The 12,612-nt window shown below is 68.6% G+C and carries 9 protein-coding genes; 1 reads left to right on the top strand and 8 read right to left on the bottom strand.

The window, feature by feature from the left end; genetic code table 11:
- Nucleotides 1-92: 92 nt before the first annotated feature.
- The 8 genes from ybaL to FHS74_RS11655 all read right to left on the bottom strand — a co-directional run bounded on the left by ybaL (nucleotide 93) and on the right by FHS74_RS11655 (nucleotide 11,584).
- The gene (gene ybaL / locus FHS74_RS11690; RefSeq protein WP_184800533.1) at nucleotides 93-1,841 is read right to left on the bottom strand and encodes a YbaL family putative K(+) efflux transporter; all 1,749 of its coding nucleotides are present in this window, start codon (nucleotides 1,839-1,841) and stop codon (nucleotides 93-95) included.
- A gap of 196 nt (nucleotides 1,842-2,037) precedes the next feature.
- Nucleotides 2,038-5,664, bottom strand: coding sequence for an ABC transporter permease/M1 family aminopeptidase (locus FHS74_RS11685; RefSeq protein WP_246463055.1), 3,627 nt, complete (start codon nucleotides 5,662-5,664; stop codon nucleotides 2,038-2,040).
- Between the two features lie 41 nt (nucleotides 5,665-5,705).
- Nucleotides 5,706-6,596, bottom strand: a complete 891-nt coding sequence (locus FHS74_RS11680; protein ID WP_184800531.1) for an ABC transporter ATP-binding protein — start codon at nucleotides 6,594-6,596, stop codon at nucleotides 5,706-5,708.
- 134 nt (nucleotides 6,597-6,730) lie between these two features.
- A complete protein-coding gene (locus tag FHS74_RS11675) occupies nucleotides 6,731-8,080 on the bottom strand; it encodes a hypothetical protein (RefSeq protein WP_184800529.1) in 1,350 nt (449 codons plus the stop codon).
- A gap of 286 nt (nucleotides 8,081-8,366) precedes the next feature.
- Complete coding sequence (locus FHS74_RS11670) at nucleotides 8,367-8,684, bottom strand: hypothetical protein (RefSeq protein ID WP_184800527.1); 318 nt, start codon at nucleotides 8,682-8,684, stop codon at nucleotides 8,367-8,369.
- Nucleotides 8,684-9,955: a tyrosine--tRNA ligase gene (gene tyrS / locus FHS74_RS11665; RefSeq protein ID WP_184800525.1), complete on the bottom strand. Its 1,272-nt coding sequence runs from the start codon at nucleotides 9,953-9,955 to the stop codon at nucleotides 8,684-8,686. The genes FHS74_RS11670 and tyrS overlap by 1 nt, the downstream gene beginning before the upstream one ends.
- A gap of 113 nt (nucleotides 9,956-10,068) precedes the next feature.
- On the bottom strand, nucleotides 10,069-10,818 hold the full coding sequence (locus FHS74_RS11660) for a transporter substrate-binding domain-containing protein (protein ID WP_184800523.1): 750 nt from the start codon (nucleotides 10,816-10,818) through the stop codon (nucleotides 10,069-10,071).
- Nucleotides 10,819-10,927: 109 nt separating this feature from the next.
- Nucleotides 10,928-11,584: an alpha/beta hydrolase gene (locus FHS74_RS11655; RefSeq protein ID WP_184800521.1), complete on the bottom strand. Its 657-nt coding sequence runs from the start codon at nucleotides 11,582-11,584 to the stop codon at nucleotides 10,928-10,930.
- A 277-nt stretch (nucleotides 11,585-11,861) separates the two neighbouring features.
- Here FHS74_RS11655 and cysE point away from each other — a divergent pair, with 277 nt between their 5' ends.
- Nucleotides 11,862-12,587, top strand: a complete 726-nt coding sequence (gene cysE, locus FHS74_RS11650) for a serine O-acetyltransferase (RefSeq protein WP_184800519.1) — start codon at nucleotides 11,862-11,864, stop codon at nucleotides 12,585-12,587.
- The last annotated feature ends 25 nt before the right edge of the window (nucleotides 12,588-12,612 follow it).

The following is a 12,612-nucleotide window of genomic DNA, read 5'->3' as shown; positions in this document are numbered from 1 at the left end:
CCATCGGAAACATTTGCGACCTCTACGACCCCGACGAATGCTGGAACTACCTCAAGGCCGCAGGATATGCGTCCAATTAAAGGCTCGATGCTCTAAACCGCCTCCGCCACCGCGCCATCGGGTGGCGTTCCGCGCGCGGGCGCCGGCGCGGGGTCGGGGATGCGCAGGCCGTGGGTGTGGGCCAGCATGGCCTGGGCGATCTCCCGCTCGCCCATGATGACCAGGCTGGCGCCATGCTGGCGCAGGTGGTCCACGGCGGCGTCGGTGTGGGCGCGGGCGATGATGTCCAGATGCGGGTTGCGCTTGCGCGCCTGGGCCACCACCTGGCCGGCCTCGAAGCTGTTGGGCACCGCCACGAACAGCCACCGCGCCCCCTCGACATTGGCGGCGGCCAGCACGTCGGGTTGCGCGGCGTTGCCGGCGATGACCTCCTGCCCGCTGGCGCGCAGCCGTTCCAGGATGCCGGTGTCCTCTTCCACCACCAGCACCGGCGTGCCGTCCTGGCGCAGGGCCTCCCCCACCAGCCGGCCGACACGGCCATAGCCGATGATGACGGCATGCTCGGTCAGGGCGGTGGGTTCGGGGGCGGTGAACACCTTGACCTTGGCCGGGGCCTCCGCCACCTCGGCCGTTCCCGGCGCCGCGACCTTGCGCTGGCGCAGGTTGGCCAGCCGCTGCAGGCCGATGAACACCACCGGGTTCAGCAGGATGGACAGGATGGCGCCGGCCAGGATCAGGCTCTGCCCCGTCGGCGGCAGCAGGCCAAGGTCGACGCCGAACGCCGCCAGGATGAAGGAGAATTCACCGATCTGCGCCAGGCCGCCGGCGATGGTCAGCGCCGTGGCCGCGCTATGGCGGAAGGCCCGCACCAGGGCGTAGGCCGCCCCCACCTTGCCCACCAGGATGATGGCCAGCGTGCCCAGCAGGGGCAGCGGGTGCTGGATGATGATGTGCCAGTCGAACAGCATGCCGACCGAGACGAAGAACAGCACGGCGAAGGCGTCGCGCAAGGGCAGCGATTCCTCCGCCGCCTCATGCGCCAGGGGCGATTCGGCCAGGGTCATGCCGGCGAAGAAGGCGCCCAGCGCGAAGGACACGCCGAACAGCTCGGCGGCACCGAAGGCCACGCCCAGGGCCAGGGCCAGCACCGCCAGGCGGAACAGCTCACGCGACCCCGTCTGGGCGACGCGATGCAGCACCCAGGGAATCGCCCGGCGCCCGCCCACCAGCATGAGGGCGACGAACACCGCCACCTTGCCCAGGGTGATGGCCAGGGTCATCCCCAGTTGGGACAGGGACGGCGACCCCATGCCCCCCAGCAGGTCGCCCAGCGCAGGCAGCAGCACCAGCGCCAGCACCATGGCCATATCCTCCACCACCAGCCAGCCGATGGCGATCTTGCCGCCCTGGGTTTCCATCAGCCGGCGTTCCTGCAGGGTGCGCAACAGCACCACCGTGCTGGCGACCGATAGGGCCAGACCGAACACCAGGCCGGCCCCCAGGCCCCAGCCCATGAGGTGGGCCAGGCCCATGCCCATCAGGGTGGCGACGCCGATCTGCAACAACGCGCCCGGTATGGCGATCAGCTTCACCGACATGAGATCGCTGAGGGAGAAGTGCAGGCCCACGCCGAACATCAGCAGGATGACGCCGATCTCCGCCAACTGCGGCGCCAGATGCTGGTCGGCGACGAAGCCCGGCGTGAACGGTCCCAGCAGCACCCCCGCCAGCAGATACCCCACCAGGGGCGAGATGCGCAGCCGCGTGGCGATGGCGCCCAGGACAAAGGCGCAGCCGAGGCCGCCGACGATGGTGGCGATCAGGGGGGTCTCATGCATCATGGGCGGGGGGTGGCCTCCGGATTTGCTCGTGGGGGACGGAACGCCCCAGCGCGGGGCACCCTAGCAGGACGGGTCCTCCGGTCCCACCCCACAGCGGGCTAAATCGACCCGCAGCCCCTATTTTACCTGGTCACAAGGAACCGGCAGTGACGGGGGGCACGGATTCCCCCGGCCACCGCCAGGCATCCGTCCACCGTCACTGCGCCGATTGGCCCAGCCGCGCCACGTTGTCATCGGAATTGCGGTCGATCAGCTTGTTGTAAGGATCGATGCCGACATAGTCCGGCTTCTTGTCCACCACCAGTTCTATGGTCTGCTCCCCGAAATGAAGCGGGTGCTTGGCCAGGTGGATGACATCGTGGTCGCCGAAGGTCGCCGTTCCCGGTTCCGCCCTGAACAGGCCGATGTCGATGGGCATGGCGATGAAGGGGATGGGCGTTTCCTTGCCCTGGCCGTCCGCCTCGAACTTGGACGCGCTGACCGTTAAGTTGACCTTGAAGCGGCCATCGGGCAGGGCCTCGACATCGGAACGCACGACCTTCAGATCATACAGCACGATCTTTTCCAGCATGTCGCTGATCAGGTCCGCCTGGTCCGGCGCCTCCGCCTTCAACGCCGCCACCAGGTCGGTGGACAGGGCGTAGCGGTCGGTGCGCGCCTTGCTTTCCTTCAGCAGGCGGGCCAGCGCCCGGTTCACCACATCCTCGCCCAGATAATCCTTCAGCGCGTACATGGCCAGCGAGCCCTTCTGATAGTGGATGTAGCCCTGCCCCTCAACCCGCACCAGCGGCAGTTCCTCCAACTCCTCGCGGCCACGCGCGGCCAGATAGCGGTCCAGCTCATACTTCAGGAATTTGCGGATCTGGTTGGGGCCATATTCATGTTCCATGACCATCAGGGCGGTGTACTGCGCCAGGCTTTCCACCAGCAGGGTGTTGCCCTGGACGTTGGCGGCCACCAACTGGTGGCCCCACCACTGGTGCGCCACCTCATGCGCCGTCACGTAGAACACGGCGTCGATCTTGCTCTTGTCCCGCAGGTCGGAGACGAAACCGATGCCCTCTGAATAAGGCACGGTGTTGGGGAAACTCTGGGCGAAGCGGCTGTAGTCGGGAAACTCCAGCACCCGCAACTGCCGGTGCTGATAGGGACCGAAGCTGTCGCTGGCATAGGTCAGCGCCCGCTTCATGCCTTCCATCATGCGGGCCACATTCCAGGCGTGGGGCTGGTGGTAATAGACAGCCAGGTCCACGGCGTGATCGCCCTCGCCCCAATGGTCGCGCGCCACGGCGTAGCGGGCGGACAGCCAGGATTCGAAATGGGCGATGGGGCTGTCCGAGCGATAGTGGAAGTAGCGGCGGTCGCAGCCCTCCGCATCCTTGGCCGTCCATTCCTTCTCCAGATAGCCGGGGGCGATGGCGGTCTGGTCCGGCACGGTGGAGATGGTGGTCTCGAAATCCACCATGTCGGCGTCCCGCCCCAGGTCCGACACCGCCCACTGGCTCTGGTCCTCCAGCTTGGGCAGGCGGTCGATCGGGGGCAGGCCGTTCTTGCGCCGCCGGAATTTGTCCTGCAACAGCAGGCGCTGGTCCAGGCCGATGATGGGCAGCGCGCGGCCATAGCCGATGAAGCTGCCGTTATCCACCACCAGGGGCGCGCTGGCGCGGTTGGTGAAGCCGGGATGGCGCTGGCTGAGGCTGAAGTCCAGCTGCCGGTGGTCGCCGGGCGCCAGCGGTTGGTCCAGGGTGAAGATGTAGTAGTTCAGGGTGTGGTCTTCGGTGGTCAGCCGCCCACCTTCAAGCGCCGCCTTCTCCACCACGATGTCGGGTGGCACCGCCATATGCACTTGTGACAAGGGGGCGCCGGTGCGGTTCTCCAGGGTATAGCGGCCCCGGGCGTCGAAGCCCTGGACGTCGGGGTAGAGGTCCACATCCACCGCCACCTTGGTGATTCGCGGTTGTGGCAGTGTCTCGTATTGGCGGTAGGCCTGTTCCAGCGCCACTTGCCTGGCCTCCTCCCCGTCTTGGGTGCGGAAGGTGTTCAGGACGTGAGTGTTGTGGTGGATCCATACGCCGCTGCCGATGAAGGCCAGGACCAGCAGGCCGGCCAGGGCGCCGGTGGGAAGGGTCCAGCCGGTCACCAGGGCCCGGCCCCGGTCGCGCCAGGTCAGTGCGCGGCTGCGCGGCCACAGCAGGTGTGTCAGCAGCAGCAGCAGCAGGGCCGCCGCGCCCCAATAGATGTTGAACCAGGTATGGGCGGTCAGGAAGTGGCCGTAGCCGTTCATGTCCGACAGCCGCAGGTCGGGCGCCCCGCCATAGAGCAGCAGGTTGTCCTCCAGACCCAGGCGCTGCGCCACCAGCAGAAGCACGGTGTAGACAACCATGATGGCGTAACCGACGAACTTGTTGGGCGACAGCACCTGGGCGAACAGGGTCAGCGCCGCCACGATCAGCATGTCGGGGAAAGCCATGCCCAGCAGGGGTGTCAGGTACAGTCCGGGCTCGATGGTCACGGGGCCACGGGCGATCTGCACCGCCACCGCCGGCAGGATGGCCACCAGCCACAGGCCGGCCAGCACCATGGCCACCGTCAGGAACTTGGACACGGTGAAGACCCAGCCCGGGGCTGGCGTGGCACCCAGGATATCGGCCATGCCGGCCTGGCGTTCCCGCCATACCAGTTCGCCCGTGTAGTAGCTGGCGATGGCCAGCGGCGCGATGGTGAAGGTGCCCAGGATCAGTTCCACCATCAGTCGCGTCACCGGGTATGCCGGGATGCCGTACCATTTGTTCTGTGTCAGCAGCGCTGCCACCATGTTGATGATGCTGAGGGTCAGCAGGATCCAGAAGCTGGGGCTGCGCAGCGTGGCACCGACCTCGAACCCCAGGCGCCGGCGCGCCATGGTCCATGCGGCATGAAGGCCCAGATGGGGGGCCACCGGCCGCAAGGGTGGCGGCGCGGACGGGATGTCCGGGGCCGGTTTGGCGGCGGCTGCCGGAAGGGGGCCGCGGCGCGTCGCCCAGCGGTCGCCGGCCAAGCCGATGCCGACCAGGGCCAAGCCCACGCTGATCCAAATGGCGCGGTTGACCAGCAGGGCGCTGGTCAGCGCCGGCAGTTGGCTGTTGCGCTCAACCACCGTCCAGTACCGGGTGACGTTGGCATACGGCGCCAGGCCGAAGGGATCGATATATCCCGCCAGCGCGCGATACGCGGGCTCACCCAGGGCGCTGCTGGTGCCGGCGTAGACGGCGATCAGGGCGATCATGACGATGTAGGTCGCCATCTGCCGGCGGGTGAAGGCGGCCACGCTGAAGAACAGGGCGCCGGTCACCAGCAGGTTGGGCAGGCTGAACAGGCCCAGGGCGTACATATAGTCCAGGGGCCGGAAAGCGCCGAAATGCTCCGGATCCACCCACCAGGCCAGGCGGCCCAGGACGATGCCCCACTGGCAGGACGACACGGCGATGGCGCAGGCCACGAACGCGCCCAGCAGCCGCCCCGTCAACAGCAGGGGGCGCGGCACCGGCGTCGCCCCCACCATGCCGGCCATGCCGGTGTCAGCGTCGCGCAACACCGGGTCGGTCAGGCCACGCAGGCCCACGGTCATGGCGAACAGGCTGAGGATGGCGGCGATCTGCAGCACGACGAAGGGGCTGTCCATATGGACGCCGTTGCTGCGGCCGCCCACCTGGATCTGATCCACCGTGGTGGCCAGGAAGGTCATGAGGAAGAAGATGAGGAAATTGATGATCAACGCCGGCTGGCGCAGCTGATAGCGCAGCTCGAACCAGGCGATACGGGCAAGAAGACACAGCGCGGCCATGGGAGCGGACCTGTCCGTTGGCGAAAGGGCGGGGAGGGGGATCAGGCGGCCAGCGCCGCGGGATGACGCCGCTGGTACAGGGCCGCGAAATAGACATCCTCCAGGTCGCCCGGCACCGGCTCGAATCCATCGCCGGGGTGGGCGTCGGCCAGGGCGTGCAGGACGCTGCGGCCGCCCACCAGGCGGGTGGCGATGACCTGGTGGGCTTGGCGGTGGGCCTCCACCTCCGCCTTGGCGACCACCTTGCGCCAGATGCGGCCACGCATGCCCTCGATCAGGGCGGCGGGTTCGCCCTGGGCCACGATCTGCCCCCCCTCGATGATGGCCATGCGCGGGCACAGATCGGCCACGTCGTCGACGATGTGGGTGGACAGGATGACCACCACGTTCTCGCCAATCTCCGACAGCAGGCCGTGGAAGCGGTTGCGCTCCTCCGGATCCAGGCCGGCGGTGGGCTCATCCACGATGATCAGCCGGGGGTCGCCCAGCAGGGCCTGGGCGATGCCGAAACGCTGGCGCATGCCGCCGGAAAAGCCGGACAGGGCCTTCTTGCGCACGTCATACAGGTTGGTCTGGTGCAGCAGGGCCGCCACCTGCTCCCGGCGGGTGGCCTTGTCGGCCAGGCCCTTCAGCACGGCCAGGTGGTCCAGCATGTCCTCCGCCGAGACGCGGGGATAGACGCTGAACTCCTGTGGCAGGTAGCCCAGCGCCTGGCGCAGGCGCTGCGGTTCGGCCAGCACGTCGATGCCGTCGAAGGTGATGCGGCCGGCGGTGGGCTGCTGCAGGGTGGCGATGGTGCGCATCAGCGTGGACTTGCCGGCGCCATTGGGCCCCAACAGTCCGAACATGCCCCGGGGAATGTCCAGCGTCAGCCCACGCAGCGCCTGCACCCCGTTGGCGTAGGTGTGGGCCAGACCATCTATCTGCAGCATCGTCAAAAATCCCCCGCGTCCGTTTATGCCTGTTTATCAGGGCATTATCGCGCATCGTAAGCGATGTGGGGGGCAAAGCAACGCCATTATGGGGTGATGGGATGGGGCCATTTACCCCTGTCGCTTGTGGCGCGTCACACGCCGGGCCGCAGCTCGCTGGTCAGAGTCGGCGGTGACGCGTCGGCGGTGGCCTTGCGTCGCGAGCGCTTGCGCCGGGGCTGGCCTGGCCCGGCGGCGGCCACCGGCGCGGCGATCGTGTCCACAGGAACGTCCACCGCCGGAACGCCCCCCGTCGGGACGCCGGCTGCCGGGACGCCCGTTGCCGGGACGGGGGCTTCCGGCGCGGACGACGGCATCGCGGTGGCCATGAGGGCGGGCTCAAGAGAAGGGCTGGTGGGGACCTGGGCGGCGGCGGGATTGGGCGCCGGGTCCCCCTCGGTTCCCGCCTTGGGCGGGTGCATCTGCATCCAGGCGTAGACGACCGCCATCAGCACGAAGGCCGTGACCAGCAGGCCCCCGGCCAGCATGTGCACCATGTCGCCCCGCCGCATGAGACTGACGCCGAAGATGATGCAGGCGGCGCATTGCGCCGGCACCAGCAGCCGGGCACCCAGCCGTCGCCAGGGATATCGGCGCAGGCGGGACAGCGCGGCCCCCCCCGCCCGACGCAAGGTGCCGCGTCCGTCGATCAGGCCGCCAGCCAGCCGGAGCCGCGCCGCGCGCGGCACCAGCGCCTGTGCGGCCATCCAGCGCGGGGGCCGCCACGATGTCGGGCCGTGCCGCACGCGCCGCAAGGCGGCGTGCGCCAGCGCCGTCCCGCGAGTGTGCCCCCGCCGCAGGATCATGGCCCCCTGCCGTCCCAGCGCCCTGCCGTGCCGAAGCAGGTGTCGGGCGCCGCTTCGACCGGTGCGCAACGTCGCCGTCAGGCCTCGCCCGATCAAGACGCCGATCTGGTCCAGGGCGTGCGCCAGCCATTCCAGCATCGCCCACGCCGCGCCCCCCAGCCAACGCATCCACCCCGCCCGGGGTGCCGGGCGCGGGGGAAGCGGCCGGGGGCGGCCGGGTGCCGTCGTGTGCTCCCGTTCCAAAGCCCGCAGCGCGCGGGCAAGGCGCCAGGTCAGGCGGCTGGCCTGATGGTCCAGGGCATAGCCCAGACGCACGGCGGTGGCGGCCCACAGGTGGTGGAGGCGCCGGCGGGCGCCGGACGGTGGCATCGTCCGCATGCGCCGCGCCGCATGGTCCAGGGCGCGGTCGCGCAGGTGGCGCAGGGTCCCGGCGACGGCTTGGGGGGCGGTCAGCGTCATGGCCAAGGTCGCCTGGTGCCACGCGGCCCGGCCGTGGCCGCCCACGGCAGGGCCGATCCGCATCCAGAAGGCGGCAAGCCACAGTGTCGCCAAGGTCCAGGCGAGGGCGGCGCGGCGGCCCATGGTGGCCCGCAGGCGGTAGACGGCGCGGGCGGTGGGGCCGGCGGGACGCGTGCCCATCGGAATCGCTTCAGGCGGTGGCTCGGTGACCTGAGCCCTCCCGGCCTGGCTGGCAGGCGCATCGACCGTGTCGCCGATCGTCGCCTGGCTGATGTCGTCCCCCGACATGACGCCCCGTATCGATACCCCGCCCGGCGGCCGCCCCGGCCCGCCGTCCACGCCCCCGTGGTTTAAGCCTTTAGTCTGGCACGTTCGTGCCAGCCCGCAAGGCGCGGCGCTTACCCCCTTCGGATGGGCGCGCCCACCAATGCCGGTGGGGCGTGAGTCCTAAGGACAGGCGGGTGTCTTAAAGCGCCAGGCCGAAGGCCATGCGCAGGCCCTCATGGAGTTGCACGCCATAGCCGCCCAATACCGCCAGCCGCTCGATCAGCACCAGGATGAGCGCGGAGAACAGCACCAGCCGCAGGGTGGCGCGCAGGCGCCGGTCGGGCCGCACCTTGGTCCACACCCGCAGCAGCGCCGCCAGGAAACCCAGGCCCAGCAAGCCGGCCGTGATCCGCAAGCCGACGACGACGCCCAGGGTGCCGAACAGGGCGACGCAGACGGCCATGCCCAGCAGCACCAGGCGCAGGGTCATGCCCAAGCGGTTCCCCTGGGCGGTCATCAGCGCGCGACCTTCACCAGGGCGTGGTGCTTCTTGCCGGACGACAGCTTGATGATGTCCCCGTCGGTGATGTCGGCGGTGGTGACCTTGGCTTGCTCGTCGGCGATGCGGATGTCGTTGACCTTGGCGCCGCCGCCCTTGATCAGGCGCCGGGCCTCGCCATTGCTGCCGGCCAGACCGGAGCGCAGCAGCAGGGCATAGGCGGGGATGCCTTCCTCCAGCTCGGCCAGGCCGACGTCGATGCTGGGCAGGCCTTCGGCCGTGGCGCCCTGTTCGAAGGTCTGGCGGGCGGTCTCGGCGGCGGCGGCCCCCGCCTCCTCGCCCCGCATGAGGGCGGTGACGGCATTGGCCAGGATCTTCTTGGCCTCATTGATCTCCGACCCCTGCAGCGCCTCCAGGCGGGCGATCTCTTCCAGCGGCAGCTCGGTGAACAGGCGCAGGAAGCGGCCCACGTCCGCGTCCTCGGTATTGCGCCAGTATTGCCAGAAGTCCCAGTCGGACAGGCGCTCGGCGTTCAGCCAGACGGCGCCGTTGGCGGTCTTGCCCATCTTGGCGCCGGACGCGGTGGTCAGCAGCGGGGCGGTCAGCCCGAACAGGGCCGCCTGCGACACGCGCCGGCCCAGCTCCACGCCGTTGACGATGTTGCCCCACTGGTCAGACCCGCCGCATTGCAGCTGACAGCCATAGCGGCGGTTCAACTCCACGAAGTCGTAGGCCTGCAGGATCATGTAGTTGAATTCCAGGAAGGTCAGCGGCTGTTCCCGGTCCAGCCGCAGCTTCACGGAATCGAAGGTCAGCATGCGGTTGATGGTGAAGTGGCGGCCCACGTCGCGCAGGAACGGGATGTAGGCCAGCTCGTCCAGCCAGTCGGCGTTGTTCGCCAGGATGGCGCCGTTGGGGCCGTCATTGAAATCCAGCAGCCGGTCCATGGGCTTGCGGATGCCGACGATGTTCTGGGCGATGCTGTCGTTGGTCAGCAATTGGCGGGATTCGTCCTTGCCCGACGGGTCGCCGATCTTGGTGGTGCCGCCGCCCATCAGGGCGATGGGACGGTGGCCCGTCTTCTGCATCCAGCGCAGGATCATGATCTGGACCAGGCTGCCGACGTGCAGGCTGTCCGCCGTGGCGTCGAAGCCGATATAGCCGGTCACCGGCCCGGCCAGGAAGGCGGCGTCCAGCGCCTCCAGATCGGTGCACTGGTGGAAGAACCCGCGCTCCGTCATGGTACGCAGGAAATCGGACTTGGGGGTGTAGGCGGACGCGCTGGTCATGGATGGGACTCTGCCGGCTTGGAACGTCAGTCGAAAGGGAAGACGTCTGTTATCACATCCCCTGACGCCGTAAAACCAGTTGGCATCATCGCGTCCAGGGGGTGCCGGCCGGTTCAGTCCTCCGCCAGGGGCAGGCGGGCCTCCTCGGCGATGGCTTGGTTCAGGCGATCGATGACCGTGGCCGCGGTGGACCGGCTGCACATGACGCGGCCCGGCTGGCTGGGGCCGCTCCCGGGCGCCGGAATGGCCCGCAGGTCGGCTGGGGGGATATGACGTTCCGCGAGGATCCGGTCCATGCTGCGCCGGTCGACCAGGGTGTAATCGATCCGCCCCCGGTGCACCATGGCGACGAGTGTGCTGAGGCCGGCCCGCACCCGTTCGCGGTTGGGGGCGTCCGCGACGGGTTCCGTCCCCGTCCGCCGTCTATCCATCTCTGGACGGACATAGCGTTCGTCCGCCCAAGACCCGTCGGAAAAGCCGAAGACCAGGTCCGGTCGGGCCAGAAGGCTGTCCAGCGTGGGAGTGGCGCCGATGCGGCTATCGTTGGCCCGGACCAGCAGCACCCAGTCCGGCGCCGGCCCCAGCGGCTCGGTGAATTTGAACCTGGTGGCCCGGTCTGGGGTCAGCGCCCAGTTCAGCGCGCACAGGGGCTGGCGGCCGGCGTCCAGGTCTGTCAGCAGGCGCCGCCGCGCCCAGGGTTCCTGCCAGAGCAGGGTGAGCCCGGCGCGGGCGGCCACCCGGGTCATCAGGTCGACCAGCGAGCCATAGGGCTGCTGCGTCTCCCGGTTCCAATTGAGTATCGGCGGCTGCTCCGCGAACACCATGACCAGGGTCGGTGTGGCCGGGCTGGCCTCGTCAATCACGGCCCGCGCCGCCGGTGCGCCGCAGAGGGTCAGGATCGCCGCCCAGAAGACGGCCTTGACGGCGCGTCTTCCGCGGCGGACGGGGGCGTGGCGAGAGGGGAGGTCAGCCTTACTCGGCCGCAAGCGTCTTGCCCAGGTTGGCATCCAGGTAGGTGCCGACCACATCGTTCAACACATCGGAGCGATCGTTGAAGAAGTGGTTGGCGCCCTCGACTTTCTTGAAGTCGATCTTGATGTCGCGCTGATTCGACAGCTTGTTGACCAGCTTGGTCACCGCCGCGTCCGGCACCAACTCATCCTTGTCGCCATGGACGATGAGGCCGGAGGAAGGGCAAGGCGCCAGGAAGCTGAAGTCGAACATGTTGGCCGGCGGGGCCACCGAGACGAAGCCGTCGATCTCCGGCCGGCGCATCAGCAACTGCATCCCGATCCAGGCGCCGAAGGAAAAGCCGCCGATCCAGCACGCCGTGGCGTTGGGGTTGTAGGTCTGCAGCCAGTCCAGCGCCGACGCGGCGTCCGACAACTCCCCCTCGCCCCTGTCGTAGGTGCCCTGGCTGCGGCCGACGCCGCGGAAGTTGAAGCGCAGGCAGGAAAAACCCCGCTGCGCGAACGCGTGGAACAGGGTGTAGACCACCTTGTTGTTCATGGTCCCGCCGTACTGCGGGTGCGGATGCAGCAGCAGGGCGATGGGGGCGTTGGTCGACTTGCCGTGAAGGTAGCGTCCCTCGATCCGGCCGGCCGGTCCATTGATGATGACTTCAGGCATCGTGCTCCGTTTCCGCTGCTGTCTGGGGACCCCGGCTCATGTCGCCGGGGGCCGTACCGGTGGGGGCCGCATGGGGGGGAAACGGCGGGATAATGACCGTCGACGCTGGCTGCGCTTGACCCGGCAAGCAGGCGATCTTATATCGCAAGGCTGGGCCTCCTGGAGCCATGTGCGGACGCATCGAACAATCTGACCCCCCGTTTCTCGGGACGGTCAGGCTGCATTTGATGGCAGAACGACCATTCCGGGCGCGATTTATACCACAGCGAGCGCATCGGTGTTCAAGCGTCTTCAAGAAGAGATCGAGGGAATCAAGGCCCGCGACCCGGCTGCACGCTCCACCCTGGAGGTTCTGCTGTGCTATCCAGGCCTACATGCGGTGTTGCTGTACCGGGTGGCCAACCATTGCTGGCGTCATGGCTGGCCCACCCTGGGCCGGTTCATTTCGCACCTGGCGCGCATGGGCACCGGCATTGAAATCCACCCTGGCGCCACCATCGGCGACGGTTTCTTCATCGACCACGGCATGGGCGTGGTGATCGGCGAGACGGCGGAGATCGGCCGCAACGTCCACCTCTATCATGCGGTCACGCTGGGCGGCACCTCGCTCAGCAAGGGCAAGCGCCATCCCACCGTGGGCGACAATGTCATCATCGGCGCCGGGGCCAAGATCCTAGGCGCCATCACCATTGGCGCGGGTGCCCGCATTGGCGCGAACGCCGTGGTCGTGGCCGACGTGTCGCCGGGCGCCACCATGGTGGGCATACCCGCCCGCGCCGTGACGGCCAGGGCCAAGACGGAAAAGGACCAGTTCCTGGCCTACGGCACGCCCTGCAACAACATGCCGGACCCGGTGGCCCGCGCGCTGCAGGCCCTGACCGATCAGGTCAGCACGCTCAGTCGCCGCATCGAGGAATTGGAGCAGGCGGCCCCCACCGTCCCTTTAGTCCCGACCGCCGTCCTTGATGAGGATTGCGGCAAGGGCGGCCGGCCGCCCTGCTGAGCGGTTCCGCTTCCAGCCCCCTTCC

Source organism: Nitrospirillum iridis, assembly GCF_014205765.1.
Classification (GTDB): Bacteria; Pseudomonadota; Alphaproteobacteria; order Azospirillales; family Azospirillaceae; genus Nitrospirillum; species Nitrospirillum iridis.
This window is presented reverse-complemented; position numbering and strand designations above follow the sequence as displayed.

Coding starts and splice junctions, on each gene's coding strand:
- ybaL (WP_184800533.1), bottom strand. CDS start 1,841: ATGATGCATGAGACCCCCCTGATCGCCACCATCGTCGGCGGCCTCGGC.
- FHS74_RS11685 (WP_246463055.1), bottom strand. CDS start 5,664: ATGGCCGCGCTGTGTCTTCTTGCCCGTATCGCCTGGTTCGAGCTGCGC.
- FHS74_RS11680 (WP_184800531.1), bottom strand. CDS start 6,596: ATGCTGCAGATAGATGGTCTGGCCCACACCTACGCCAACGGGGTGCAG.
- FHS74_RS11675 (WP_184800529.1), bottom strand. CDS start 8,080: ATGGGCACGCGTCCCGCCGGCCCCACCGCCCGCGCCGTCTACCGCCTG.
- FHS74_RS11670 (WP_184800527.1), bottom strand. CDS start 8,684: ATGACCGCCCAGGGGAACCGCTTGGGCATGACCCTGCGCCTGGTGCTG.
- tyrS (WP_184800525.1), bottom strand. CDS start 9,955: ATGACCAGCGCGTCCGCCTACACCCCCAAGTCCGATTTCCTGCGTACC.
- FHS74_RS11655 (WP_184800521.1), bottom strand. CDS start 11,584: ATGCCTGAAGTCATCATCAATGGACCGGCCGGCCGGATCGAGGGACGC.